Annotated in this window: 26 protein-coding genes and 1 pseudogene; 13 read left to right on the top strand and 14 right to left on the bottom strand. The window is 45.6% G+C overall.

All coding sequences use genetic code 11. The annotated features are described in order from the left end of the window. Positions 1-76: 76 nt before the first annotated feature. Positions 77-1180, top strand: a complete 1104-nt coding sequence (locus V7M78_RS10555; RefSeq protein WP_333649225.1) for a 5-methyltetrahydropteroyltriglutamate--homocysteine S-methyltransferase — start codon at positions 77-79, stop codon at positions 1178-1180. Positions 1181-1191: 11 nt separating this feature from the next. On the opposite strand, the gene V7M78_RS10550 is transcribed toward V7M78_RS10555, so the two are convergent. The 5 genes and pseudogenes from V7M78_RS10550 to V7M78_RS10530 all read right to left on the bottom strand — a co-directional run bounded on the left by V7M78_RS10550 (position 1192) and on the right by V7M78_RS10530 (position 5030). Then, a complete protein-coding gene (locus V7M78_RS10550) occupies positions 1192-2076 on the bottom strand; it encodes a DMT family transporter (protein ID WP_333649223.1) in 885 nt (294 codons plus the stop codon). Positions 2077-2204: 128 nt separating this feature from the next. Beyond that, entirely contained in the window at positions 2205-2378 is a 174-nt protein-coding gene (locus V7M78_RS10545; RefSeq protein WP_333649221.1) for a hypothetical protein, read from the bottom strand. Beyond that, positions 2378-3909 (bottom strand): annotated as a pseudogene (locus V7M78_RS10540) (P-type ATPase); the annotation flags it as partial. The pseudogene V7M78_RS10540 and the gene V7M78_RS10545, both read right to left, overlap by 1 nt. A 468-nt stretch (positions 3910-4377) precedes the next feature. Beyond that, complete coding sequence (locus V7M78_RS10535; protein WP_333649219.1) at positions 4378-4653, bottom strand: metal-sensing transcriptional repressor; 276 nt, start codon at positions 4651-4653, stop codon at positions 4378-4380. Between the two features lie 260 nt (positions 4654-4913). Next, positions 4914-5030, bottom strand: coding sequence for a putative holin-like toxin (locus V7M78_RS10530; protein WP_333649217.1), 117 nt, complete (start codon positions 5028-5030; stop codon positions 4914-4916). Between the two features lie 286 nt (positions 5031-5316). On the opposite strand from V7M78_RS10530, the gene V7M78_RS10525 reads away from it, so the two are divergent. The 6 genes from V7M78_RS10525 to V7M78_RS10500 all read left to right on the top strand — a co-directional run bounded on the left by V7M78_RS10525 (position 5317) and on the right by V7M78_RS10500 (position 10023). Then, on the top strand, positions 5317-6117 hold the full coding sequence (locus V7M78_RS10525; protein WP_333649215.1) for a MurR/RpiR family transcriptional regulator: 801 nt from the start codon (positions 5317-5319) through the stop codon (positions 6115-6117). A gap of 324 nt (positions 6118-6441) precedes the next feature. Then, the gene (locus V7M78_RS10520) at positions 6442-7536 is read left to right on the top strand and encodes a tyrosine-protein phosphatase (protein WP_333649213.1); all 1095 of its coding nucleotides are present in this window, start codon (positions 6442-6444) and stop codon (positions 7534-7536) included. Next, a complete protein-coding gene (locus tag V7M78_RS10515; RefSeq protein ID WP_333649211.1) occupies positions 7524-7958 on the top strand; it encodes a PTS sugar transporter subunit IIA in 435 nt (144 codons plus the stop codon). The genes V7M78_RS10520 and V7M78_RS10515 overlap by 13 nt, the downstream gene beginning before the upstream one ends. Continuing rightward, positions 7939-8409: a PTS system mannose/fructose/N-acetylgalactosamine-transporter subunit IIB gene (locus V7M78_RS10510; protein WP_333649209.1), complete on the top strand. Its 471-nt coding sequence runs from the start codon at positions 7939-7941 to the stop codon at positions 8407-8409. Before V7M78_RS10515 ends, V7M78_RS10510 begins: the two co-directional genes overlap by 20 nt. A 1-nt stretch (position 8410) precedes the next feature. Continuing rightward, positions 8411-9199: a PTS mannose/fructose/sorbose/N-acetylgalactosamine transporter subunit IIC gene (locus V7M78_RS10505; RefSeq protein WP_333649207.1), complete on the top strand. Its 789-nt coding sequence runs from the start codon at positions 8411-8413 to the stop codon at positions 9197-9199. Further along, positions 9199-10023, top strand: coding sequence for a PTS system mannose/fructose/sorbose family transporter subunit IID (locus tag V7M78_RS10500; protein WP_333649205.1), 825 nt, complete (start codon positions 9199-9201; stop codon positions 10021-10023). The genes V7M78_RS10505 and V7M78_RS10500 overlap by 1 nt, the downstream gene beginning before the upstream one ends. Positions 10024-10077: 54 nt before the next feature. Here V7M78_RS10500 and V7M78_RS10495 read toward each other — a convergent pair whose 3' ends face one another. From V7M78_RS10495 to V7M78_RS10480, 4 genes are all read right to left on the bottom strand, one after another. Beyond that, positions 10078-10974 carry an HD-GYP domain-containing protein gene (locus V7M78_RS10495; RefSeq protein WP_333649203.1) on the bottom strand — a complete coding sequence of 299 codons (897 nt, stop codon included), beginning with the start codon at positions 10972-10974 and terminating at the stop codon, positions 10078-10080. Next, positions 10971-11792 (bottom strand): MBL fold metallo-hydrolase, encoded by an 822-nt coding sequence (locus V7M78_RS10490; protein WP_333649201.1) that lies wholly within the window; start codon positions 11790-11792, stop codon positions 10971-10973. The genes V7M78_RS10495 and V7M78_RS10490 overlap by 4 nt, the downstream gene beginning before the upstream one ends. Positions 11793-11830: 38 nt before the next feature. Further along, positions 11831-12325 (bottom strand): pyridoxamine 5'-phosphate oxidase family protein, encoded by a 495-nt coding sequence (locus V7M78_RS10485; protein ID WP_333649199.1) that lies wholly within the window; start codon positions 12323-12325, stop codon positions 11831-11833. Between the two features lie 171 nt (positions 12326-12496). Continuing rightward, positions 12497-15058: a PEP/pyruvate-binding domain-containing protein gene (locus V7M78_RS10480; RefSeq protein WP_333649197.1), complete on the bottom strand. Its 2562-nt coding sequence runs from the start codon at positions 15056-15058 to the stop codon at positions 12497-12499. Between the two features lie 221 nt (positions 15059-15279). Here V7M78_RS10480 and V7M78_RS10475 point away from each other — a divergent pair, with 221 nt between their 5' ends. The 3 genes from V7M78_RS10475 to yaaA all read left to right on the top strand — a co-directional run bounded on the left by V7M78_RS10475 (position 15280) and on the right by yaaA (position 17810). Then, positions 15280-16329: an inorganic phosphate transporter gene (locus V7M78_RS10475; RefSeq protein ID WP_333649195.1), complete on the top strand. Its 1050-nt coding sequence runs from the start codon at positions 15280-15282 to the stop codon at positions 16327-16329. A gap of 28 nt (positions 16330-16357) precedes the next feature. Further along, on the top strand, positions 16358-16978 hold the full coding sequence (locus V7M78_RS10470) for a DUF47 domain-containing protein (RefSeq protein ID WP_333649193.1): 621 nt from the start codon (positions 16358-16360) through the stop codon (positions 16976-16978). Positions 16979-17060: 82 nt separating this feature from the next. Further along, entirely contained in the window at positions 17061-17810 is a 750-nt protein-coding gene (gene yaaA / locus V7M78_RS10465; RefSeq protein ID WP_333649191.1) for a peroxide stress protein YaaA, read from the top strand. A gap of 167 nt (positions 17811-17977) precedes the next feature. On the opposite strand, the gene V7M78_RS10460 is transcribed toward yaaA, so the two are convergent. After that, positions 17978-19504, bottom strand: a complete 1527-nt coding sequence (locus V7M78_RS10460) for a PAS domain-containing protein (RefSeq protein WP_333649189.1) — start codon at positions 19502-19504, stop codon at positions 17978-17980. Positions 19505-19755: 251 nt separating this feature from the next. On the opposite strand from V7M78_RS10460, the gene V7M78_RS21630 reads away from it, so the two are divergent. Genes V7M78_RS21630 through V7M78_RS10450 form a run of 3 tightly spaced genes read left to right on the top strand, consistent with a single transcriptional unit; the run spans position 19756 to position 20290 of the window. Next, on the top strand, positions 19756-19896 hold the full coding sequence (locus tag V7M78_RS21630; RefSeq protein ID WP_442914643.1) for a DUF4160 domain-containing protein: 141 nt from the start codon (positions 19756-19758) through the stop codon (positions 19894-19896). Continuing rightward, complete coding sequence (locus V7M78_RS21625; RefSeq protein ID WP_442914642.1) at positions 19887-19994, top strand: DUF4160 domain-containing protein; 108 nt, start codon at positions 19887-19889, stop codon at positions 19992-19994. The genes V7M78_RS21630 and V7M78_RS21625 overlap by 10 nt, the downstream gene beginning before the upstream one ends. An 11-nt stretch (positions 19995-20005) precedes the next feature. Then, on the top strand, positions 20006-20290 hold the full coding sequence (locus V7M78_RS10450; protein ID WP_333649187.1) for a DUF2442 domain-containing protein: 285 nt from the start codon (positions 20006-20008) through the stop codon (positions 20288-20290). A gap of 126 nt (positions 20291-20416) precedes the next feature. Here V7M78_RS10450 and V7M78_RS10445 read toward each other — a convergent pair whose 3' ends face one another. The 4 genes from V7M78_RS10445 to V7M78_RS10430 form a co-directional block, all read right to left on the bottom strand. Beyond that, complete coding sequence (locus tag V7M78_RS10445) at positions 20417-21931, bottom strand: catalase (protein ID WP_333649185.1); 1515 nt, start codon at positions 21929-21931, stop codon at positions 20417-20419. A gap of 90 nt (positions 21932-22021) precedes the next feature. Then, on the bottom strand, positions 22022-22399 hold the full coding sequence (locus tag V7M78_RS10440) for a YbaN family protein (RefSeq protein ID WP_333649183.1): 378 nt from the start codon (positions 22397-22399) through the stop codon (positions 22022-22024). A gap of 168 nt (positions 22400-22567) precedes the next feature. After that, positions 22568-23779, bottom strand: coding sequence for an AfsR/SARP family transcriptional regulator (locus V7M78_RS10435; protein ID WP_333649181.1), 1212 nt, complete (start codon positions 23777-23779; stop codon positions 22568-22570). A 223-nt stretch (positions 23780-24002) separates the two neighbouring features. Then, positions 24003-25641: doubled motif LPXTG anchor domain-containing protein (locus V7M78_RS10430; RefSeq protein ID WP_333649179.1), on the bottom strand; the 1639-nt coding region annotated here is incomplete at its 5' end.

Genomic DNA, 25641 nt, shown 5'->3' with positions numbered 1-25641 from the left:
CATACCAGATAAGATGATTTATAATTCACTGCAGAAGCATTGATCAAAACAATTCCGGATAAAAGGAGATTAAGATATGTTAAATATTAAATACGATATTGTCGGTTCTTTTTTAAGACCGTCACAGATAAAGACAGCAAGAGCTCAATACGCAAACGGGGAAATATCACTGGCAGAATTGAGAACCATTGAGGATGAAGCAATTTCAGATTTGGTTGAAAAAGAAGTGGCCCACGGCTTGAAATTTGTGACTGACGGGGAATTCCGCCGCAGGTGGTGGCACTTAGACTGGCTCAAGGAATTTGACGGTTTTACAACAGAGCATTTAACCAAAGAGCACAACGGTGTTCTCAACCACATTGAGCTGGGCTACATAACCGGAAAGATTTCCTACAATCCGGACCGCTCCCACCCGGAGATTGAAGCCTATGACTTTCTTCACCGGGAAGCACAGAAATACCCCGGCATTACAGCAAAGAAATGCATTTCCGGACCCAATATGATTCTGGTAGACAACTATCTTCAGCTTGGTATTAAAGAAGTTCCCTACTATGGAAGTGATGTGGAGAAGCTGATTGAGGATATTGCCATCGCATATCAGAACGCAATTAAGGATTTATATGCCCATGGGTGCAGATACCTTCAGATTGACGATACTTCCTGGACTTATATGATTGATGAGAGATTTTTGCAGAAGGTGGCTTCTCTGGGATATAAAAAAGATGAAGTGTTGGATTGGTTCCAGCGCGTATCCACTAAGGCATTGGAAGGCAGACCTGATGACATGGTAATTGCCACTCATTTCTGCAAGGGCAACTTTAAGGGAAATCCTCTTTTCTCAGGCTTTTACGATACGGTAGCACCCATCATCAGCCAGATTCCCTATGACGGATTTTTCGTGGAATATGACGATGAGCGTTCCGGCTCCTTTGAGCCCTGGACTGTGCTAAAGGGCAGTGACGCCACCTTTGTGGCCGGTCTGATTTCTACCAAGAATCCTGAATTAGAGAGTCTGGAAGACATTAAAAGAAGATATTCAGAAGCGAAGGCTGTTGTGGGAGACAAGATCGCACTTTCTCCCCAATGCGGATTTGCCTCCGTGGAAGAAGGCAACTGCATTGATGAAGAAACCCAATGGAAAAAAATCGATTTGCTGGTTTCCTGCAAGGACTTTATATAGTAACCAGGATCTCAGCGGGAACCTTTCAGGCTTGACAATTCCCCAACGGCTGCTCCGCCGATGATGAAGATTCCTCCAAGAATCTGAACAACCGATAATCTCTCCTGCAAAAAGGCCACTGCAAACACCACGGCTGACAATGGCTCTAAATAGCCGAAAATTGCAATGGTCCCGGCGGGCAGCTTCTCAATGGAGGAAAAGTAGAGATAACACCCGATTCCCGTATTGACAATTCCCAAAAACAAAACAGGCAGCAAATTCTGTGACAGGGAAGCCATGGGAAATCCCTGCTTAGCCACCATAAACACTGACAAGGTCACAAAGCTGACAATCAGCTGGAGCATGGCATTTTCCAGCCCGGTGATGCTCTTGGCCTTTTTGTTGAAAATAACCATAAAAGCATACATGACTGCGGAAAGTATTCCGTAAAGGAGGCCCCAGGAAAATTCATTTTGCTGCAGGGCCTCTCCATTGATCAAAAGCATTCCGCCTAAAACAACTCCAAATCCTGCAATCCTGCCGATGCCCAGCCGTTCATGGAAAATCAGAGGGGACAGGGCCATTACAATAACAGGGCCGCAATAATATACCAGTGTTGCCATGCTGACCCCAATCTTGGTATAAGCTTCAAAGAGCAGCATCCAGCTCACTCCCATAGCCACGCCCGAAATGCTTAAAAACATCAGGTGCTTTTTATTCTGAAAACCTTGTATTTTACCTTTAGAAAACAGGAACACTGCAATGAGAAATAAACTTCCCAGCAAAGTTCTGAAAAAGACGATTTCATAGCTGTTAAGGGAAATCCTGCTTGCCACAACTCCATTGGAACCGAAAAACAAAAGGGATAAAAGATATTTGAAATATGCCTGGGGCCGTTTGCCGCCTGCCATGCTCATGATATGGTACTTCCTCTCTTAAATAATCTTATGTTGTACACAATAACAGCGTACTTCTGCCAGATAGTATACCATAGTTTTACCAATCCTCAAATCAGTTTTTGGGCGCCGATTCTCTCTATCATTCATCAGCCTGCAATTAAAATTTTCAATACCATACCAATCACAATAACAGCCCCTGCTGCCGATACGATGGAATATATCTTTTTCGATTCCCCATCTTCCTTTTCCTTAATCAGATAATAAATACCGCCTATCAAAATCATTGCCCCGATAATAATACCGATTGCGTTAAAAATCATACTTTTTTCCTCCACTTTAATAATAATGATGAATTAATAATCACCGCAACAGAGCCTGCATTGTGCACCAGTGCCCCTGCAACGGGATTCAGCGTCCCGGAAACAGCCAGGGCAATGGCAAGGAAATTCAGCCCCATGGAAAACACCATGTTGTATTTGATGGTTGACATCATCTTCCTGGAAAGGGCCAGCAGATGAGGCAGCTCCTTCACCTCATCATCCACAAGGGCAATATCTGCGGCATCTACCGCAATATCGCTTCCTATCCCGCCCATGGCAATGCCCACATCAGCCATTTTCAGGGCAGGAGCATCATTGACCCCATCACCGATCATGCAGATTTTCTCCCCGCCCTTTTGAAAGGCATCAATCTGTTTCAACTTATCCTCCGGCAGACAGTTTGCGTATACCTCTTCTATGTACAGCTCTCCTGCAATGGACTTGGCAGCATTTTCGTTATCCCCTGTCAGCAAAACCGGCTGCAGCTTTAATTTTTTCAACTGCTCTATCATCTGCCGGCTTTCCTTCCGGACCGTATCCGACAGAACCACAAAACCGACAATATCTTGATCAACGGCAATATAAATGACCGTACATCCCTGTGAAAAATACTCCTGCGCCTCTTTCTTCAACTCCCCGGAAAGCACCATCTCATTGGCAGAAATCATCTTTTCATTTCCGGCAAGAAGTCTTTTTCCGTCAATAACAGCAGACACTCCCTCTCCCGGCATCATCTGGAATTCTTCCGCAGGCAAAACAGAGTTTCCGGTCTCCTGCTTATAACAGCGAACCACCGCCTTGCCCAAGGGATGCTCTGATAACAGCTCTGCCGAGGCAATAAGTCCGTATAAATCCCGTTCTCCATACTGGGGCGAAATGCTTTTCACCTTTATGACCTGAGGATTTCCATAGGTGAGAGTTCCCGTTTTATCAAATGCTATTTTAGAAACAAGAGCCAGCCTTTCCAGGGCATCTCCTTCCCTGACCAGAAATCCGTGTCCCGTAGCATTTCCTATGGCTGCCATAATTGCCGTAGGCGTAGCCAGAACCAAGGCGCAGGGGCAGAACACAACCATAATGGTGACAGCCCGGATTACTTCCCCTGTCATCAGCCATGTAAGGGCAGCAACTGTAAGGGCAGTCACCACGATCCAGGTGGCCCACCGGTCTGCGATGCCCACAATCTTTGCCTTTCCTGCATCTGCCGACTGAACAAGCCGAATCATACGCTGAATAGAACTGTCCTCCCCTACCCTGGAGGCTTTCATTTCAAATGCCCGAATTGATTGGAAGTTCCGCTGGACACCTCATCTCCGGCCCCCTTATCTACGGGAAGGGACTCTCCTGTCATAACAGCCTGGTTTACAGAGGTCTGACCGGACAACAGAATCCCATCCACCGGAATGGTCTCTCCCGGAAGCACACGGAGAATATCCCCGACTTGTACATTCTGTGCCGGAATAATCTGTTCCTGCCCATCCCTTATAAGCCTTGCCGTCTGAGGCGTCAGCCGTACCAGCTTTTCAATCCCAGCCCTGGCCTTTGCAACGGTCAAATCTTCAAGCAAGGCCCCAAGCTGCATAATAAAAGCCACCTCTCCTGCTGCAAAGTCCTCTCCAATACAAACTGCCGCAATCAGAGCCAAAGAAACAAGAACATCGGCCTTAATATCAAAGGCAGTAATAAGCCCTATGACCGCCTCCAGAATAATAGGAATTCCGCACAGCACAATAGCCACCCAGGCTGCATCAAAGGGCAGAGGAACCAAGTCAAAAATGCTGACCAGCAGCGCAGCCCCGGAAACTGCCAGGAGAATAATGTCCTTTTTTGTACCGCCTGCTTCCATAAAACTTTCTATTTTTTCTATTATCTTATCCATAGAAACCTCCCTTTTTATACCCATAGGGGTATATGTACATTGATACCATAGGGGGTATGGGTTTGTCAAGAAGAATAAAGAAAAACAGCCATTGAAAAAATGGCTGTTCATGCATTGGCACTAAGTAAGATTGGCAAATCGCTCCACTGCTTTTGTGAAATTTTCAATTGTCCTGTCCGCATCACCGTGTTCAATCCCATCCCTCACACAGTGTCTGATATGTCCCTCCAGCACCACCTGTCCTGCCTTGTGCAGTGCAGATTTAGCGGCATTGATCTGGGAAAGAATATCCTCGCAGGGAACGTCTTCATCGACCATCCGGTCAATGGCCTGCACCTGACCCACAATCTTTTTTAATCTGCGGTGCAGATTTTCTGAATCCATACATTGCTTCATGTTTCCACCTCCATACCAATAGGGGTATGTGTACATCTTACGTCCAACGCCCATCTTTGTCAAGACCGGATCAGCCCTGGCCGGCCTGAGAAATAATGATTGCCGGATATTTTACAGAAATGACTTGAATTGGAGAAGAAAATTGGTTATAATAGAAATATAAAAGAAAGCACCCACTCCAAAAGTGGATGCTCCCAAGGTTAAGTGCTAAATGTCCTTACGGACACCGCTCACCCTGTTTGCCGACAGGGTGGGCATTTTTATTTCCTCTTGTTTCTCTTATCGAGAAAGGCAAGAAACGCTACAATCAAGCTGCCAAAAGATATTAACAGAGCTAATATCTCGATAAAAATCGTAATGACTTCATATGCTGTCATGGGCGCCGCCTCCTTTCCTATGTATTCCGGCGAGCCGGTATTACACCTTCGGGAGGCTTCCACTCCTGTCGTGAGTGCTTTCCTGATTTCATTTTACCACCAGAACATACGTTTGGCAACCATGTTTTCTTTTTATTTCTTCCAGTTGAACGAAAAATCAAATCAGCCCCTCTCCCCCACTGAAAATAATTACTGCCTTCAAGAATAATTTGTAATGACTTTCAAAAATGTGTATAATATCTACATCATACTCTGATCGAAAAAACAAAAGAAAGGCTGTAAAATAATGAATATATTGAACAATATCCAAAAGGACTATTTAAGCTTTTCCAAACAGGAGAAAAAAATAGCAGACTATATCCTGCGTTTCAGCCATCAGCTTCAAAACATGAACATCACCGAGCTGTCACAAAAAATAGGAACCTCCAATTCCTCAGTTACCCGCTTTGTCAAAAAAATAGGCTGTAAAAGCTATTCGGACATGAAATTTCATATCAACGCCCAGTCCGCCCCCGTAGAATACAAAAAATCCAACGGAATTGCCGACGAGGTCTTCGTGTACTACCAGAACGTGATCAAAAACACACAGCACCTGATCGAAACGGAAAAAATCGAAGAATTTGCCAGGCTGATCAAAGCGGCCAGAAACATTATCCTCATTGGAGCCAGCAGCTCCGGCATCACCGCCGAAATCTTCGGCATCCGTCTGATGAGAATGGGACTTTCCGTAAAGAGCTATTCCGATCCGCTATGGATGCTGATGCAGGCCAGCATTTGCTCAGAGGAGGATCTTTTCATTGCCATTTCAAACAGTGGTGTCACCAGCTCCGTCATTGAAACTCTGGAACAGGCAAAGTCCAGGGGAGCCACCATTGTGTCCATTACCAGCTATTCGGAAAATCCCATTTCTAAGTTAAGCGATCTGATTTTCCACGTATACAATACCAGGTTCGTCCACAATGAAAAATTTGCAAATTCGCAGTTTTCCAACATCTACTTAATTGACGTAATCACCACCTATCTGCTTCAGGATGAACAGTTCCGTACCTCTCTCCTGACTACCAGAGAGATCATCAACGACATATGAATCCCCAAAAAACATCCGGTTCTCCTTTTATCAAGAAGATTTCGGATGTTTTTATTATTTCTTCAAAACCTCAGTCCTTTATGTTTAATACTTCCTAAATAAATATTTTTTTTACACTTTTTTTGTAGATTATTTCAGATCAGAAAATAATTTTCAGCTATATTCTTGTGTACTGTAAACAACTTCCATTCTTCTTCCCCTCCTCTCATTATGAAAATGATTTATTATGAAAATTATTACCGAAAATTATTATTGAAAAAATAATTACCATGATATATGATGGTGTTACAAAGTCAATTTAAAAGCAAAAGAAAGGAGCTTGATGTGAAAGTTTATGAACAACCATACACAATTCCAGGCATTTCAGTCCGAAGGGAAGGTGATGAATTAAGGATTGTTCTGGAAGCTGTGGCCCCATCAGATTATCAGTTATATATAGGCGGCAAGCCCGATGCAAAGTCCATCAGCCAGCTTGCTGCAAAAAGCAGGAACGGAGTGTTTCACCTGACCCTTCCTGCAGAAAACGGTCCCTATTATTTTATGATAAAGGCGGAGAACTTCCAGACAAATATCTTTTCAGAACGTGTCCTTCAGCTAAAGGAGGCCATCAATGTCCGGGACATGGGAGGATATGAAACCGAGGATGGTAAATTCGTCAAATGGGGACTCCTTTACCGGGGAGACCAGTTGTCAAAATTAGTGCCGGAGGATATCACCATGCTGGAGCGCATAGGAATCACCACTCTTGTCGATTACCGCTCTGACCACGAATGCACCATAAATCCCAACAAAAAGATCGGAACGGTGAAAAATCTCCTTCACTGCGATCCCCAGTCAAGCTTTTCCGAAGCTGCGGCCAATGCCATTGACCTGCACAGCGAAAATGTCAAGCTGGTAACCTCCTTAGAAAACGGGGAGGTAGAGGAAAAATACTTAAACGGAAAAGGGGAAAAGGTAATTCTCAGCTACCGGGATCTGGTAACTGCTGAGATTGCAAAAAAGGCTTACGGCCAATTCCTCCACGCCTGCGCAGACCCTGATAAACTTCCCCTGCTGCACCACTGCCGGGGCGGAAAGGACCGGACCGGATTTGGTTCCATGCTGATCCTGCTGCTGCTGGGAGTGAAAAGAGAGCAGATCATTGAAGACTATATCCTTACAGGAATCATAAGAGAAGACCGGAACCAGTTAAAATATGAGCAGTACCGGGAACTCACCTCCAATCAGAATTATCTGGATTATCTCATGGCAATGATCGAAACCAGAAGAGAATACATTGAGGCCAGCATGGACTGCATTTATGAGCTCTATGATTCTGTTGAAGATTATATGATCCGACATTTTGAATTGACAAAGGAACGAATTGATGCAATGAAAGAAATTTATTTAGAGGAGGGAAGTGCCGGATGGGACAGGTAGCTTTTATCGTCGCCAGTCATGGACAGCTTGCAAAGTATGCTCTTGACAGCGCGGAAATGGTAGTAGGCAAACAGGAAAACTGCGGCATTCTGACCGTGTCCATGGATTTCACCTTAGAAGATGCAATTAAGCAGATGGAAGAAATCTTCAACAGTCTGGACCGCAGCGCAGGAACTGTTATTCTGGTAGACATTCTGGGAGGAACCCCCTCTAATGTCAGCGGACGCCTGGCTTTGACTGAGGAAAATGTGCTGGTGGTCAGCGGCCTCAATCTCCCCTTGCTGGTTGATCTTTTGATGAACCGGGAGCGGAGTCTGGAAGAAATCGCAAAATCCTTAGAGGAAACCTACCACAACGGATTTACCAACGTGACGGAATTATTCAAAGAAAGGAAAGATGAAGATGAGTGTGAAATTTTGTAGAATCGATGATCGTTTGATCCACGGACAGGTGGTTACCACCTGGGTAAATGTCCATAAAATTGAACAGATCATTATTTTGAACGCAGCAGTGGAGCAGGATAAAATCCAGTCAAACGTCCTGAAAATGAGCGCCCCCAGCAACATCAAGCTCCACATCTTCGCGCCGGAGAAATTCCTGGAGATTATTCAGAAAAACCCCATTACCAGAAACACCATGCTGCTGTTTGCATCTCCCTTTGATGTAGAAAAGCTGGTGGATGCAGGTTATTCCATTCCAAAGCTGAACGTAGGAGGTATGAGGGGAAATGCAGACCGTGCCCAGGTGACAAGAGCTGTTTTTTTAACACCGGAAGAAAGAAAAACATTCGAAAAACTGATTGCAGGCGGCATGGACGTAGAGATTCAGATGGTTCCCAGCGATGCCGCAGTCAAGATGAGGGAGGTACTGTAATATGACCACATTTCTAATAACCATAGTGGCATTTTTCATCGGTATTGATGATGTCAGCACAAAGTTTTTCCGCAGGCCCTTATTAATTGCCACCATCATCGGATTTATTATGGGAGATGTCCAGGCAGGTCTGGCAATCGGAGCCACTCTTGAAATCATGTGGATGGGAATCGGAAACGTAGGCGCTTACATGGCCCCGGACATCATTACCGGAACCTTGATCAGCACCTCTCTCGCTATCGCAAGCCGGGGCGGAGCTGATTTGGAAACCACGGTTGCAACAGCCGTCACACTGGCAGTTCCCACCGCTCTCTTAGCACAGCAGCTTCTGGTGCTTATTGAGACGGTCAACTGCTCCTTAAACGCATGGGCCGCACGTCTGGCTGAAAACGCCGATGTAAAAGGTACTGTATGGCTGATATATCCTCCTGCCATCCTGACAGGTTTAGCCCGTTCCGTCCCCACCTTTATCGCACTTCGTTTTGGCGCAGGCGCCATTCAGTCCCTGGTGGATTCTCTTCCAAAGGTCATCATTGACGGATTAGCCACCTCCGGCAAGATCATTCCCGCTGTCGGCATTGCCCTGTTGATGATGGCCATGATCAAAAAAGCTGAGTTTTGGATGTTCCTGATTTTTGGTTTTGTGCTGGCTTCCTATTTAGGTCTGGCAATCCTGCCCATCACCTTGATCGCTCTTGTCATTGCTTACTTATACGATCTGGCTACCCAGAAAAATACAGCCGCAGTCGAAGCACCTCAAAGCTCAGAGGAAGGGGGATATGATTTATAATGGAACAGAAATTGACAAAAAAAGACTTATGGATCATGTTTATGCGCCTAAATACCATGAGAATCACCTTAAATTACGAAACCTTGCAGGGAGTCGGGTTCATGCGCGCTATCGCCCCTGCCCTGGAAAAGATTTATCCTGATAAACAGGACTTATCCGAAGCCATGAAACGCCATGCTGTTTTCTACAACTCCCATGTAAACGGAGACGCAGCCATCTTAGGACTGGCAGCCGCCATGGAAGAATCCACAGGCCCCGATGAAAAAGAAGGCATCAATCCCTTAAAGACAGGACTTATGGGTCCCCTGGCCGGATTGGGCGACAGCCTTGTAAAGTTTACCTGGGTTCCCATTGTAGGAAGTATCGGAGCCTCCTTAGCCCTCAGCGGAAGCGTCCTTGGACCGGTTTTAATGTTCATATTATACAACATTGTCAACATGATCGGCCGGTATTACGCTGTGATCTACGGCTACAAAAAGGGGATTGAGTTCTTAAATAACAACAAAGAAAACAACATGATCCAGCGGATCTCAACCATGGCAAACGTGGTGGGACTGATGGTTGTGGGTTCTTTGATCGCCACGGTAATCAAGGTCAAAACGCCCCTGGAAATCGCCGTAAGCTCCACGGTTACCGGTGAAATCGGAGGAAATGTCATCAAGCTTCAGGAAATGCTGGATATCATCATGCCTTCATTCTTAAGTCTTCTGGTCACAATCGTAGTTTACCGTGTCCTTAAAAAAACAAACGGCAGCCATGCGGCCCTTATTATTGTCAGCATGATGGTCATTACCATTATCCTGAAATTCCTTGGCATTTTATAATCACACTTACATAAAAAAACGTGTTTTCCGGAACAAACCAGAAAACACGTTTTTTTACGTTTCATCAAATATATCCCGGAAATCACAATTATTCTTCAAAAAGACATCCACCAAAAGAGGATCAAAGTGACTGCCTCTGCCCTGAGAGATGATCTCTATGCTCTTTTCATGACTGTAGCCTTCCTTATACACCCGCTTTGACCGCAAGGCATCATACACATCCGATAAGGCCATAATTCTGGCTGATATGGGAATCTCCTCCCCTTTCAAGCCTCTTGGATACCCGCTTCCATCCCACTTTTCATGATGACCGAGTGTAATTTCCATCCCTACCTTAATAAAGGCACTGCCGGAATCCTTTTTATCAATGCTGGAAAGAGTCTGGTACCCGATTGTGGTATGGGTTTTCATGATCTCAAATTCCTCAGGAGTCAGCTTGCCCGGCTTTAAGAGAATGGCATCGGGGATTCCCACCTTTCCAATATCATGAAGAGGGCTGGCCTGAGCAATGCTCTCAACAAATCCCGAATCAATTTCCTCCTCATGGACTCCCATTTCCAAAAGCCTTTCCGCCATAAACCGGCAGTAGCTGGAGGTTCTGACAATATGCTCTCCCGTCTCATCATCCCTGGATTCCGAAAGCTTTACAAGAGCATGAATGGTAGCCATCTGGGAAGCAGACACCTCCTTCACCTTTTTCCGGACCAGGTCTTCTAAGTGATGGTTATATTCCTTCAGCTTTGCATCACGTTTTTCCAGCTCCCGGCTCTTTACCTCCAGCTCTCTTGACACTTCCACATACCGCTCCATGATCTCTGAAACCAGTGCAGCCTGAATATGGTTATCCACCTGTTTTGCAAAATTTTCAAGCAAAAGCTTGACGTGTTCATCTGTACCCGAATCCTCCACTATGATCTGGCTTCCCAGCATAATGGCATCCGCCCGTCTCATGGTCTTTCCTCCTTGAGAAAATAGTCGATTCCCACGTTTTCCAGTTCCTTCAGCCTCTTGATTACGGCCTTCTGAGCTTCAGGAGTGTCAAGAAGGCTGCCGTGCTGGGGGGCGATCATGGAAATATCCAGTTCTTCAATCCGTTCCAGCGCATACCGCAGTGCTCTCTTGGACGGCATAGTCCTCTTGTGAAAATTCATGATCCCTTTGATCTGGCATAACCGATGTGTCACAGGGCAGATCATCTCAGGCTCACAATCCATGCACTGGCTTCCGATCAAGGTATACAAATCCCAGTCATGGTCATAGCTTCCAAAAATATCGCTGCTGAATAATATTTTCGTCTTTGTGTCGTATGTAACAAAGCTGCCCGGAGAGTGGGAATGAGGAGTCCGGATAAACTCCAGACGCCTGCCATTTCCAAACTCATAGTGAAAGCCCATTTGTTCAATGCACAGCTTAGGAGATTGCATGGAATAATAATTGATAAAAATATTATTTTCATAATGGGAAATGATTTTTAAGTCCCTGCTGTTAATAAGGGTTTCTATATGAGGGATGTTCCCGCATAAATCCGGATCATAATGCTGGTAAATCAGGCGTTTGATCTGTCCCGGAATCGTTCCTGTCCGCATGACCTTTAACATGACTGTACTGAAATCTTCCCGGCTTCCGCTGTCGATGAGAACCGCTTCCCCGCCGTCAACAATCAAATAAGGATTGCAGTGAAGACCTGCGCGTTCATCAAAAAAGCCCACCCAATAGACCCCTTCCGCGATTTCCACATACTCCTTATAATTCAAATCCTGTTTATCCATTGTATTCTCCTTCTGTATCTGACTGTAAAAAACCCGTATTACTTTTCCCGGGCGTGCTCTCTCACCAGTTCAATGGCCTCTTTTCCGGTCATATGCTCTATGGATAACTCCACCATAGTGACCCGTTTAAGCTGTCCGTCGATTTCCTTTGAGAGCCCCTCCTGGTCAGGGGAATATTTAACAGCCAGTATTTCAAGAGTTTTTCTCTTTTCTTCCTCATCCTCAATTTTACGGGCCTTCCCAAAGGCGATTACACTCCTGAAATATGTGGTGTATTCCTCCGGAATCACACGGTCCTGATCGATCACACAAAAAGACACCTTTTCATTTCGTTCAATGGCATCCAGCTTGTGACCCTCTTTGGCACAGTGAAAATAAATTTTCAAGTCATGATACACATAGCTGAGAGGAACAGCATAAGGGTAATCCTCATCTCCTGATACAGCCAGCACTCCTGAAGTTCCCTTATTCAGAATTTTTACGCATTCCTCCTGGGCCAATTCCTGCTTTTTTCTACGCATTTCCCTGAACATTTTAATATGTTCCTCCTGATTTCTCCGTTTTTCTTTTTGCCGCACTTTCCCAAGCTCTTGCTGACTCGCGGTTACAGTAAGCGCTTTTTTTCTGTAAAATACTGCATCATATGACATAATATAGCTTATGTCTTCTTGTTTTCATAATATACCACATTTATCACCACAAGTCTATTTTTTCTGCTCATCCTCAAAATAGCAGAGCACCGACTGGCTTACAATGTCAGAATGGAGACACAGCCCCGGCGTAGCTGCCAGATACAGGGCCTGGCGCACCGTGGAATCACATCCTTCCCACAGCTCGCCCTCCTCCTGCCCGGCAGGAAGCCGCTGCGGATGGAACTCTCCTTCCTCACTTCCCCCGTGGACAGCCGCATAAAAGATGCCGGATTCCACCAGGTCCTGAAAGAAATGGCTTCCAAAGGACAGCTCCGGCGTCATATCATGGTAAGCCACCTCGCAGATGGCTGTCATACGGCTCAGTTCCGTAAAATGAACAGGAACTCCCAGAGAAGGAGTGGTAGTCCCCCAACGCCCGGGGCCGATGAGAAGCACTTGATGCCCGCCCAGCTTCCGGTTGAGGCAGCCGATGGTTCTGGCGGCCTGGTATTTCTCCCTTTCCGTCAAAGCCAGGTATTCCTTTGGCTTAACCCAGATCACATAGTCAATGGAAACATGAATATTCCCGCCCATAAAATTCCCCGATGTCTGCAAAAGAATCCGTTCATCATTCGGCGAGGATAAGGACACTGCCGCGCCAAGGCCTTTTGCCTGAAGGGGACGGCACTGCAAAAGATTGATCTTATACTGCCCGTCTTTCGTAAAATTAACAGCAAATTCCACATCCACCGGATAGGCATAAGCCTGCTGCAGCTTAGATAAAATCCGGCGCATAATCTGAGGAAAGGTGCTTTTTCCAAGGAGTCCCGGAAAATCGGTGATCACCGGAGGGGCGGAAAGAGTCTGCCCCATCTCCCTCATGCGGCCTATAAGCTCCCGGTCCGGGCTGAAAAACAAGGTCTTGTCCGTTTTTAAATCTCCCGCCGCAATCCGGTTGACAGGAACCACCTGCATCCGGTTTTCTCTTAAATTCAGCACATCAGCCTTATGCTGGGAAAACTTTGCCTCTTCCCCGTAATTGACCGGCGGATTCTTTTCAGGTCTGTCCAGGGCCACAATTCTGGCATAATCCCCGGAAACCCGTTCCACCGCACGGGTGCCTAAACCGAACACCAGCCGCATCATACCGGCAGAAGGGTCCATCCCCTGCTCCCAAAGATATAAGTTGACAGAATTGGCAACCCCTGCAACATGAGGGAAGAATAAGTCTCCGTAGTGGTCCCCGGAAACTCTCTGTACCAAAACAGCCATCTGCTCATCCTTATTCTCCAGCCCCCGGTCCAGACGATAGCGGAGGGCATTTTCATTCATGGTGCTGGCATAAACCCGGCGTACCGCCTGCTCAAATTCCCGGCACCGCTCCTCAGGGGAGCCCTGGTTGGCACAAAAAACGCTCTCGTATTTTCCCGCAAAGGCGTTGCCGTAATTGTCCTCCTGCAAGGAACTGGAACGCACAATAATAGGCGATTGGCCGAAATACTCCAGCATCTGCATAAACTGTTCCCGTATATTTTCCGGAAATTTCCCCTGGAGCAGCTTTTCCTGAAGAGCCCCGGCCAGGGAGAAATAGCCCTCGGGAGTTTTCTGCTTCATGCGGAGATTCCAGCACTTATTCTGCACAATATAAGTATAAAAAACATCTGAGCCCAGATAATAGGAATCATGAGGCTCCATCTGTTCATGGAGCGTATCGAACGCATCGTGTTCCAGGATGCGGCGGGCCAGAAGAAATCCCACGCTCTTTCCGCCAATGTAACCGGTTCCGATTTCCCTGGAAGCCACATACAAAAGGTCTGTCAGGGTGAAATACCGGATTGCCAGCTTTGCAATGGCATTTTCCCTTCCCATGATCAGGCTGATGAGCAGGTTTTTCATCTGCTCCTGCTCCCTGGGCCCTCCCATTAAAGCGGCTCTTGCCCGGTCCAAAGTGCTTTCCCAGAAATCCCGGGCCTGCTTGGGCCTCCATTGACCGGAAAATAAGGTGGCTGCCTCAGCACTGGCCGTAACCGAAACCGCCCTGTCCCCGTCGATTAAATGGGGAAAAAACATGGTGGGCGAATACCGTTCCCACACCTTTAGGGGATGGATATAGGACTTTCCTGAAATGCGGTATAGATCCAGCAAAAGCTGGGTTGTCTCCCTGATCCGGGCAATGGTGTTGTAGGTGTGGGTCCCCCGCATCAAGGCAAAATATGCCACTGTATTGAGCTTATAAAGAAGGGGGCAGGTAACGCGGAAGAAATTGCCAACCATTAAGTCAGAATACCAGTGCTCCAGCAAGTCGCTGAGACAGTCGAACACATAAAAGACCTGGGTTCCCTCCTCCTCAATAATCTGATGCACCCTTGTGGCAAAATCCTCGAATCCTTTCGACGCATCGAGAACATACAAACGGTCCGTTTCTTCTTCCTCTAACAGAGGCAGATGACTGCCGAACCGAATATAGATCAGACGCCTGTTTTCCTGTCTGGCCTGGCGGACATAGGGAGTTACAACTCTTTGATATTCAGACAAAGTGCTCACCTGCCAGACCACGTTATCCCCCAGCCGCAGCATGTCAATCACCTGGTCCAGACCGGAAATCCCCGTACTTGCACGATTGTTAATAGGCATATTGATCCTCCTTCTTCCTATATAAAAAGGCATTCTCCCCCTGTGGAAAAACGCCTTTGCTTTCTTAGTTTAAGTATAGCTTTTACCAGTGCAAAATGCAAAACATTTTTAAAAAAAGTCAAGTGTTGAATTTGTTTTGTAAATCATGTATAATGCTATAGAATATGCATTGAACACAATGCTATTTGTCGAACTCAATAAAATACAGAGGAGAACGATGGATGATCGACTTTACAAGTTTTATATCCCAACTCATGGAAAATCCGGCTCTGCTGATTACAGTAATTCTGACCCTGGCAGTTGTTCTGGTAAACGGCTGGACAGATGCTCCAAACGCCATAGCGACAGCCATTTCCACAAGGGCCATGAAACCCCGCCCCGCCATTCTTATGGCTGCGGTTTTTAATTTCCTTGGAATTCTAGTCATGACTGCCGTCAACAAAACGGTAGCACAAACCATATACAATATGGTTGACTTTGGAAGCAATGCCCACGATGCCCTCATTGCTCTGTGCGCTGCCATGGTGGCTATTGTGCTCTGGGCTGTGGCTGCCTGGCTCTTTGGCATTCCCACCAGCGAAAGCCATGCCTTAATTGCCGGACTTACGGGTGCTGCCATTGCCATGCACGGCGGACTTTCCGGCGTCAACGGCGGCGAATGGATCAAGGTTCTGTACGGACTAGTGCTTTCCACTTTCCTCGGCTTTGGTATGGGCTTTGCAGTAGTCAGACTGATTGAAGCCATTTTCCGCAAAAAAGACCGGAGAAAAAGCACCTCTTTTTTCCAAAAGGCTCAGATAGGGGGAGCGGCTGCCATGGCTTTCATGCACGGCGCCCAGGACGGACAGAAATTTATGGGAGTGTTTTTGCTGGGTATGGCTCTTGCCAAAGGACAAGCCAACACCACTTCCTTTGAAATCCCCTTCTGGCTCATTCTGCTGTGTTCCGTCACCATGGGACTTGGCACCTCCATCGGCGGCTACCGCATTATCAAAGCCGTTGGCATGGATATGGTGAAGCTGGAAACCTACCAGGGATTTTCTGCTGACATTGCCGGAGCAGGCTGTCTTTTAATTTCCTCTCTTTCCGGCGTACCTGTATCTACCACACATACAAAAACCACTGCTATCATGGGCGTGGGCGCAGCTCACCGTTTGCGCAGCGTAGACTGGAGTGTGGTTGGCGAGATGATTCTTACCTGGGTGCTGACCTTCCCGGGCTGCGGTTTCATCGGATTTATTATGGCAAAGCTTTTCATAGCAGTGCTGTAACAACGAATTTGTAAAGGACGAAAACGATATGAAGAAGAAACAGAACCCTTATTTCAATGATTTCATTGACATGGTAAGCTTTTCCTGCCAGGCAGCAGAGCATTTGCAGGCAGTATTAAAAAGCTACAACCCGGAAACACTGTCTGACCAGAGAATGGCAATGCACAACATCGAGCATGCAGAGGATGAATTAAAGCACAAAATGATGCAGCGTTTGTCCAAGGAATTCGTAACTCCCATTGACAGAGAGGATATCATTCTCATTGCCAACCAGCTTGACAATGTGACCGATAAAATCGACGATATCCTGATCCGTATGTACATGTATAACATCAAGGAAATCCGCCCGGAAACCCTGGCATTTTCCGATGTAATTCTCCGCTGCTGCCAGGCGCTGCAAAAGACAGTTGAAGAATTCCCTAACTTCCACAAATCCACCACTCTGATTCAGAATATTATCGGAGTGAACACCATGGAAGAAGAAGGCGATTCTATCTATATAAGCGCTGTCCGCAAGCTTTACGAGGAAGAAAGCGATCCCATAAGAGTTGCTGTCTGGAGCGAATTATTTGACCGCCTGGAGGATTGCTGCGATGCCTGTGAGGACGTGGCTGATGCAATGGAAACCATTGTCATGAAGAATTCTTAACAGTATTGATTTGAAAGCCTGTCTACGGTCACAATCCGCAGCAGGCTCTTTTTTACGCCTGACAGAAAAACAGGAGGATACCATGAGAATTATCATATCTCCCGCAAAGAAAATGAACCAAGACACCGACATCCTGGAGGCTGACAGCCTGCCTCAGTTCCTGCCGGAAACGGAGATAATCAAACAACGCCTTCAGGGAATGGACTCTCAGGCTCTGAAGGCTTTATGGGGATGTAACGATTCCATCACCTCACAGAATGTAAACCGTCTGAAAGAAATGGACTTACATAACAGCTTAACTCCCGCCCTTCTGGCTTACGAGGGCATTCAGTACCAGTACATGGCCCCCGGCGTATTTGAGGATGGCCACTTTGATTTCATCAGCCGCCATCTGCGCATTCTGTCCGGATTCTACGGACTCCTCCGTCCCTTTGACGGCGTGACTCCCTACCGGCTGGAAATGCAGGCCAGACTGTCCATAAACGGCTGTAAAGATTTGTATACCTATTGGGGAGATAAACCGGCCAGGCAGCTTTTGGAAGAAACTGATTTCATCCTCAACTTAGCCTCCAAGGAATACAGCAAGACAATAACTCCCTACTTGCCGGGAACCACCCGTTTTCTCACCTGCACCTTCGGGGAATTGAAGGAAGGGAAGGTAGTGGAAAAAGGAACGCTGTGCAAGATGGCAAGGGGACAGATGGTGCGTTTCCTGGCGGAACATGGTATCACGGTTCCGGAGAAAATAAAGTCCTTTAATCAACTTGGGTATAGCTTTTCAGAGAAGCATTCCACTGAGAATAATTTTGTATTTATTAAGAGTAAGGCATAAATACATAGAAAATCCAGATAAAAAATTGGGGCTGTTACAAAATGAATGTTTCATACAGGATATTGACGTTGACTAAGCAGCCAGGAACCGTATCTTGTTGAACTTTTGCATTTTGCAGCAGCCCCTGATCTTTTATGATCAGAATGTTACAGCATCTTTCTAAAACTTCACTTTTCTTCTTCCGTCTGAGAATCCGCCCACTGGTCCAGTTCCCGTATCAACTCATTGACAGTAAATCCGCCCCTCTGTGCCACCATATCCAAAGTTGCGATATTGGCCATTGCCTTAAAAGCAAGAGGATTTGTCAGCTTTTTATACTGAGGAGATAAGGTAGGAAGCCAGTTGCGGAGAGCCGGATACCTCTTTATGGCTTCTCCAATGGTTGTCCCAGGATTAAATCCGTGAGAGCTCTCATAAGGAGCTTCAGAACCGGTATCAGCTTTTACTTTTCCATGGCCCTTAGAATCCCAGGTCAGAAGCCGCTGGCTTCCCTCCAGGCTCCGGATATGAGTGGCATCCTGCATCATTTCCAGCACTCCCTTAAAGTTACCCGCATCATCCCGGACTGCCGTATAATAGATGTAGATAAACTTTCCGTTGATCTCCAGCCAGAATTCCGCCTCATCCTCGCGTCCCTCCCGGAATGCCCTGATGATTTCTTCCACCGTATGAACGCTTTCACGGGGATGGCAGTTTTTCACGTCCCGTCCGATGACTCCCGGACTGCGGGGAAATACCCTGTGCTTGGTATCGCTGTAAAACCTCACCAGCTCATTTTCATCCACATAGGAAAGATCTATGGGCAAATGGCGGAAAATCAGATTAATCTGTTCCAGGGTCAGCTTTCCCTGGCGCACATCCATTTCCTCTGATGCAGCACCCATTCCATGCTTTTGAAGCAATTGCTGCAAGTCTTTCATAAATCCGGCTTCCCCGGACCCAGCCTTGTCTGTATTTTTCGTTTCCGGGGCCACCGGAGCCTGGGGCGGTGGATCGATGAGGCAGTAACCGATTTCGTCATCTCCCTGCCTGATGGCAAGAAACTCTTTGGTCCGGATCATTTCCATTGCCGCAGGGAACAGTACCACATTTTCCTTTTCGATCAGTTCTTTCAGCAAGGTTACAGCCTTGTCATACTGGGATAAAAATGCTTCCTCCTTCCCGTCATGTAACAAGCCTGCTGCTTCACGGAAAGCGCTGCGAACTGCATCATCCAAAGTCCACATGATTTTAGATGGCCTGTCAAAGCCCTGCCGTTCAAAAGCCGGGTACAGCTGGTTCTGCTTACGGGACAGGTGGATTTCATACTGCATCAGACCTTCTATGATCTCTGCCCACTGGTTTAATACAAACCGGCTGCGGGAAAGGCCTTCCGCTTTTTTAAGGAGCCCTTCCACCGCCTCATTTTCTCTCTGATAGGTGCGGATAGGGTGCCAGTCCGCCAAATGCAGATCAGGAGCCTTTAACACATCCTGGAATATGAGCAGAAATGATTCCATATTGTCGTAAACAACGGAATCCTTAATCCCCCTCTTTGTCAGTTCCTGTTCAGCCAAAGCCAGCTCGTCTGCCGTCACCTTTGTATATTCCTGCTGCACCTTCTTTTGGGCCTCTTCTACGGATAGATTTCCCGTGATATGGGCTTCCAGCAAATCTGTGAGCTGGGTCACTTTATGGTTGATTGATTCATTCATATTATTCACCGCCTTTTCTTTGTAGGTCAAAGGAATCGTTTTACTTCTTGTAATCTTTATTTTACACAATTTTCATTAAAACTTACGTTGTAAATACAACATTATTTCGCTTCTTCCTGATAAAAAAAATCATTTGGAAGCCTATAAAGCTTCATATGTTAAAATGATTTAGCCAATATTCTTTACTTTACTCAATCTTGCATATCGTTATACACTCATGATATAGTATCTAAAAGGACGGTGATTATAAAATGCCTGAGATATCGTTATTTTATGGTATACGCATAACCATGTACTATAACGATCATATGCCGCCACATTTTCACGCCGAGTACAACGGCAATAAGGCATTGGTTGACATTATTCATTACCCAATAAGCAGTTGCGTTTAATACTTGCGTGGTGTACAATCCATCAGGATGAATTAATGCAAAACTGGGAACTCACAAAGGACCAAAAGCCACTGAATAGAATTAATCCATTAATTTAGGAGGTGTGAATATGCAAGATTATTTCCCCATAGTTGTTCAGGTAATACCATTAGACAACTACCATGTACAAGTGTTTTTTGATGATGGTAAGATAGTGGAATATGATGCAGCAAAAGATTTACAGGGCGGAATATTTAAGCAATTGCAAGATATCCGAATATTTAAAGACTCGTGTACCATATTAAATGATACTCTGGCGTGGGATATATCCGGAGATAGAAATCCAAGTGAATGCATAGACATTGATCCATTCACACTTTATGAACTGGAATCTATCAATCACCTAATCGCATAAATGTAAATCATAAATTTACCCGTAAGTGGGATATTAGGAAACAAAGGCGGGCCGCAGCTCATCAGGAATATTTGATCTGATGAATTGCGGCCCTTTTTTTCATAAATTTATTTCATTGTTCTCTGATTACATTGTCTCGGAAAGAGTCGCCTCAATCAATCCTCTGTTATCCAGCTTGGAAAGCTCTTTTACCTTTTCCATATCAAGCCCTATAGCTTCTGTAATTCTCTCTCCATACTCCGGGTCTGCCAGATAGCAGTGTACTGCATGACGGTACTTGATGTTGTCCGTAACCGGAGCAATATCTGCCGCTGTGTTTCCGACGAGAAGCTCTTTCTTATCCTCAGTCAGAATCCTCCACAAGTCTCCCCCTGCCCGGAAATTGTCATCAGTTGGATCATCCTTTGGATCATAGCGCCACATAGCGCCTTCAATCTCTAAGGGAGGTTCGGACACTTCAGGCTGTGCCGTCCAGTAGCCGTAGCTGTTAGGAGAATAAGCCGGTGCACCGCCGTAGTTTCCATCTGTACGCATGGCGCCGTCACGATGATACTCGTTGACCTCCACACGGGCGCGGTTTACGGGGATATGGTTGTGGTTTACTCCCAGACGATAGCGCTGTGCATCGCCGTAGGAAAAGAGCCTTCCCTGAAGGAAGCGGTCAGGTGAAAATCCGATGCCGGGAACTACATGGGCAGGCGTAAAGGCTGACTGCTCCACTTCTGCAAAATAATTCTCCGGATTGCGGTTAAGCTCCAGAACGCCCACCTCAATCAGCGGGAACTCCTTGTGGCGCCAGATCTTGGTGATGTCAAAGGGGTTCTCATAATGATTCTTAGCCTGTTCCTCAGTCATGATCTGCACATACATGGTCCAGCGGGGGTAATCTCCCTTCTCAATAGCCTCAAATAAATCCTTTCCATGATACTCACGGTCCATTCCATTAATCTTGGCAGCCTCTTCATTTGTAAAGCACTTGATTCCCTGCTGGGTATGGAAATGGAATTTACACCATACTCTTTCATTTTTATCATTGTAAAAGCTGAATGTATGCTCTCCAAAAACGTGCATATGGCGGAAAGAAGCAGGAATTCCACGGTCAGACATAACGATGGTCCGCTGGTGGAAGGTCTCAGGCAGCAAGGTCCAGAAATCCCAGTTATTCTGAGCGCTGCGGCGTCCGGTCCGGGGATCTCTCTTAACGGCACGGTTTAAATCAGCGAAGTTATGTACGTCACGAATGAAAAATGTGGGAGTGTTGTTGCCTACCAGATCCCAGTTTCCTTCCTCGGTGTAGAACTTGCAGGCAAATCCGCGGATATCACGTTCACAGTCAGCTGCTCCCCTCTCCCCCGCAACTGTGGAGAAGCGGACAAACACATCCGTCTTGTTGCCGGGCTGTAGCACCTTTGCCCTGGTATACTGTGAAATATCTCCGGTAACAGTAAAGTTTCCATAGGCTCCCCAGCCTTTGGCATGCATACGGCGCTCCGGAATGACTTCACGGTTAAAATGAGCCATCTTTTCCATCATCCATACATCCTGCATCACCACCGGACCCCGGGGACCGGCAGTAATGGCATTCTCATTATCAGCAACAGGAGCCCCAACCTCATTTGTCAATTTTTTGTACTCTTCCATCGTTACTCTCCCTTCTTTATTTAATTTGCGGGCTTCATATTTTCATATGTAAACCGTTTACGGGTACAGACACACGATCTTATCCAGAGCCTATTTTTTCTCCTTTTTTCTGGGCTTTGCCATATACAGAATATGCCAAGTCACGCAAATACCGATGACGGGAAGCAGACAGATCACCCAGATCTTTCCGGACAAAACCATGGAGATAATCAGCATTCCCCACAGATAGACCAGACTTTTTATCACGATCCTTGTAGATAATCCATTCCGGTTCTGATAGTTTTCAAAATATTCACGAAAAAAGGAAATTTGCAGGACCTTGGCCCGAAGCTTGGGCGTACCGCTAAGACAGCCTACACCGGCCAGCACAAAAGGGGTGGTAGGCAGTACAGGCAAAAAAACGCCGATAGCTCCCAAAGCCAGCAAAAGCAGGCCTGCCCCAGTCAGCAGAATTGTACGAATATTCATGTCAATCACCTCAAGTAGTTATTTTTCCGGCTAAAAGGGTGCCTGGATATGAGAAACAATCAGATCACAAGCTGGTTTATATACTATAAATTTATCTTATTTGGAATAATTTGTCAATTTATTTTACTATTATTCCAGTGTTTGTATTGATGTTTTATTTCCAATCATTTAAGCCCAATGAGACTGCATCAGCCTTTCTTCTATAACAGGGTCAACCTGGAAAACCAGCCTGGCACAGAGATTGGAATTAATCTCCTGGAACCTCTCCCTTAGGCGTTCTGTGACCATATCTCCATCCAGTTGGGAAGACATTTGCAGAAGGACAGCAAATTGGGAAGGGCTGTAACGGGTGATAATGTCACCTTTTCTTAAGTTGGAGATAAGAACTTTGAGCAAATCCTGCATGATATGGTCCAGGACTAAAGGAGTAAACTCCTCTCCCGGTTCCACATGTTCCACCATTGCCATAGCCAGAAACATCTGCACACCCCAGCGCTCTGCATTCCGTATCTGGATCTGATAAATATCCTTAAATATGTAATAATCGCAGACAAAGGCCCTGTCATCCGGATTTTGGGACAGCAGGTTGCTTTTTATGGTATCCATATTGTCCTTAATGCCTGCATCAGACTTGGTTAAAAGGGTGTAGAATTCCAGCATCTTTTCAGTAGGTCCAAGTCCTAAATACTTATCGTACATATTGGTGGCATGACGGTAATGGATCATAGCAGCATTATTCTGCCTGGTCTCCTTTAAAGCATACATCAGCTCCAGATTGAGGGTTTCATCAAAAGGATCAATATTTAAGGCGCTCCGGCAGATGTTAATAACCCCTTCATAATCTTTCCCCTCTTTGAGATAATCAATAAAACGGAATACCAGCTTCAAATACATCTCCTGATAATATATGCTCCATCCTCTGAGCCATTCTTCTGAAGAGGATGTCTCCAGATTACCCCTGTACAGCTGAAGAATCTGTCCGAACTGATCTCTGCACCCCGGCCCCTCGCAGGAGTATGTCAGAATCCTCTGGCACAGCTCTTCAAAAGCAAATACATCAATCTCGCAGGAAATGGGAGGTTTCCACTGATAAGTGCCCTTATCTGTAACAATGCAGTCTCTCAGCTTGGGATCTTCCTTGGAAAGAACCTTCCGGGTGCGGCTGATCAGGGTTTTTAAGGCACTTTCCGGATTGGAACCGCTTTCTTCATTCCAAAATACCTCAATCAGCTTGCTGATGGATACAGGCGTATCCTTGTTTAAAATCAAATATTTAAGCAGAGAAATGCTTTTCGGTGACTTGGAAAGCGGACGGGTTATTTCCCTTCCCTGATAATAAATAGCAAACTTGCGGAACATGTGGATTGTGATGTGTTCCAACTGTATTACCCCCTGACTCTGGCTTCTCTGACAGAAGCTTGTTTTTAGCTATTATATCACATAAATTTCAAATTTTCGCCTTATTTTACCATAAAATCTCGTTATAATTTCCCAAAAATTGATGATTGTGAGGTATATGTGTAACATTGACTCAAATGTAAACCTGAGCAAAAGGAAATGCCCCGCGGAGACAATTTCCGCAGAGCCTTTCTTTGTCAAATCATTAGTTCTCTTCTTTTTTCTTTCCAGTAATCATAGCGTATGCTGCTAATAAAACTCCGGATATAATTGCGGCAAGATTTGGTATCACATTTCTGTCACCAGTCTTTGGAAGTCCTGCCAGCGGGATCTGATCGTCTTCAATTAAAACGAGCTGATCTGCTGCATTTTCTTCTGGTAAATTAGCCAATGGGATCTGTCCTGGATCTATGGTTACCAATGCGCCAGGGCCTCCCGGTACGAATGGCGTGCCTGGATTAGGTGAGGTACCTCCTCCTCCGGAGTTGCCACCACTTCCACCCGTTGATCCACCGCCAACGAATTTGAAATTGGCAACAAAGGTAGTGTCACGTACAAAAGAAGCTGCTCTTAACTGGTCTGAGTTCTGGAATACCAATTCAGTACTTCCGCTTACATTCCAGTTATCAAATGCATATCTATTATTTGCGTTAGCTGACACATTGACCCTTGGATGAACTGCTGCTTCCATATCATAAGTTTCGTCAGATTTCATTGGCCTTGTTACAACTTCTTTCACAGCTCCACTTACGCTTCCGTTACTATTAGCAACATAGGTAAATGTCACCTGATACTTATCCGGGATTCCATCCGGCTTCTCAGGATCTTCTTCGCCAATTTCATCCAGTACATAGTATACATTCACGATATTCTGGTCTGCATTCATAGTTACCTTTTTTCCGCTTCCATCCACATATTCCAGTACATAATTTTTGCCTTTATGAATATGAGGTGACTCGCTGACATAAGGAATTTTTTCATCAAATACCGCATCTTGCTTTTGTACACTATTGTCCTTTAAACCATCATAGTAATAATTAACTTCATAACTCAAATCTCCACGAATTGCAAAATGAGCAATATATGTGGTACTTTCATAAATTCCATTCGTATTTCTAGAAGGTGTATATAATTCATCAGTTGATACTATATCCTCAGAAGCTGCCTTGGTCCAACCAACAAACTTATATCCTTCATTAGGAACAGCCTCTGAACCTTTTGCCTCTCCAGATACAGGTTTAACCGATTCTTCAGCTCTGGTAACACTACCCATGGAATTCTGTCCGTCTGCAACAATATAAGAAATAGTTATTGGTGCTTTCTCAGTATAGATATATAACACCTTATCACCATGATTTACAGTTGCAGGAAGAACCTCCACTTCTTCACCATTAACTGTAATCTTCTCTAGTTCATAACCCTCATAATGATTTTCAATTACTTTACTTGTGCTTAAAGTATTATCTGTATCATTAATCCAGATATCTCTTGCCAAGTTCACCTGATCTAAGATCTGAACAATTCCATTTACCTGATAATCCACCGTTGCTTTCAGAGTCTTGGTCTGACTTTCATCCTTTACATATTCGTAGATGATTTCTGTTTCATTGGCTACGCTTCCTGGCAGGCTGGTTACTACTGCACCGGCTACTGTGATCTGGCCCAGTTTATATCCCTCATAACTGTTCTCTGTCACTCCTGCCGTACTCAGCATGTTATCCGTACTATTAACCCAGACTTTTTTGGTTATTTCATTTTGCGCTCTGATCTCTCCAGCTACCTTATGATACACCGTTGCTTTCAGAGTCTTGGTCTGACTTTCATCCTTTACATATTCGTAGATG

The sequence above is a fragment of the Lacrimispora sp. genome (assembly GCF_036758025.1).
In the GTDB taxonomy this organism is placed as follows: Bacteria; Bacillota; Clostridia; order Lachnospirales; family Lachnospiraceae; genus Lacrimispora.
Note: the sequence above shows the minus strand (reverse complement) of the source record. Positions and strands in the feature narration are given on the sequence as shown.

Coding starts and splice junctions, on each gene's coding strand:
- V7M78_RS10555 (WP_333649225.1), top strand. CDS start 77: ATGTTAAATATTAAATACGATATTGTCGGTTCTTTTTTAAGACCGTCA.
- V7M78_RS10550 (WP_333649223.1), bottom strand. CDS start 2,076: ATGAGCATGGCAGGCGGCAAACGGCCCCAGGCATATTTCAAATATCTT.
- V7M78_RS10545 (WP_333649221.1), bottom strand. CDS start 2,378: ATGATTTTTAACGCAATCGGTATTATTATCGGGGCAATGATTTTGATA.
- V7M78_RS10535 (WP_333649219.1), bottom strand. CDS start 4,653: ATGAAGCAATGTATGGATTCAGAAAATCTGCACCGCAGATTAAAAAAG.
- V7M78_RS10530 (WP_333649217.1), bottom strand. CDS start 5,030: ATGACAGCATATGAAGTCATTACGATTTTTATCGAGATATTAGCTCTG.
- V7M78_RS10525 (WP_333649215.1), top strand. CDS start 5,317: ATGAATATATTGAACAATATCCAAAAGGACTATTTAAGCTTTTCCAAA.
- V7M78_RS10515 (WP_333649211.1), top strand. CDS start 7,524: ATGGGACAGGTAGCTTTTATCGTCGCCAGTCATGGACAGCTTGCAAAG.
- V7M78_RS10510 (WP_333649209.1), top strand. CDS start 7,939: ATGAGTGTGAAATTTTGTAGAATCGATGATCGTTTGATCCACGGACAG.
- V7M78_RS10505 (WP_333649207.1), top strand. CDS start 8,411: ATGACCACATTTCTAATAACCATAGTGGCATTTTTCATCGGTATTGAT.
- V7M78_RS10500 (WP_333649205.1), top strand. CDS start 9,199: ATGGAACAGAAATTGACAAAAAAAGACTTATGGATCATGTTTATGCGC.
- V7M78_RS10495 (WP_333649203.1), bottom strand. CDS start 10,974: ATGAGACGGGCGGATGCCATTATGCTGGGAAGCCAGATCATAGTGGAG.
- V7M78_RS10490 (WP_333649201.1), bottom strand. CDS start 11,792: ATGGATAAACAGGATTTGAATTATAAGGAGTATGTGGAAATCGCGGAA.
- V7M78_RS10485 (WP_333649199.1), bottom strand. CDS start 12,325: ATGTTCAGGGAAATGCGTAGAAAAAAGCAGGAATTGGCCCAGGAGGAA.
- V7M78_RS10480 (WP_333649197.1), bottom strand. CDS start 15,058: ATGCCTATTAACAATCGTGCAAGTACGGGGATTTCCGGTCTGGACCAG.
- V7M78_RS10475 (WP_333649195.1), top strand. CDS start 15,280: ATGATCGACTTTACAAGTTTTATATCCCAACTCATGGAAAATCCGGCT.
- V7M78_RS10470 (WP_333649193.1), top strand. CDS start 16,358: ATGAAGAAGAAACAGAACCCTTATTTCAATGATTTCATTGACATGGTA.
- yaaA (WP_333649191.1), top strand. CDS start 17,061: ATGAGAATTATCATATCTCCCGCAAAGAAAATGAACCAAGACACCGAC.
- V7M78_RS10460 (WP_333649189.1), bottom strand. CDS start 19,504: ATGAATGAATCAATCAACCATAAAGTGACCCAGCTCACAGATTTGCTG.
- V7M78_RS21630 (WP_442914643.1), top strand. CDS start 19,756: ATGCCTGAGATATCGTTATTTTATGGTATACGCATAACCATGTACTAT.
- V7M78_RS10450 (WP_333649187.1), top strand. CDS start 20,006: ATGCAAGATTATTTCCCCATAGTTGTTCAGGTAATACCATTAGACAAC.
- V7M78_RS10445 (WP_333649185.1), bottom strand. CDS start 21,931: ATGGAAGAGTACAAAAAATTGACAAATGAGGTTGGGGCTCCTGTTGCT.
- V7M78_RS10440 (WP_333649183.1), bottom strand. CDS start 22,399: ATGAATATTCGTACAATTCTGCTGACTGGGGCAGGCCTGCTTTTGCTG.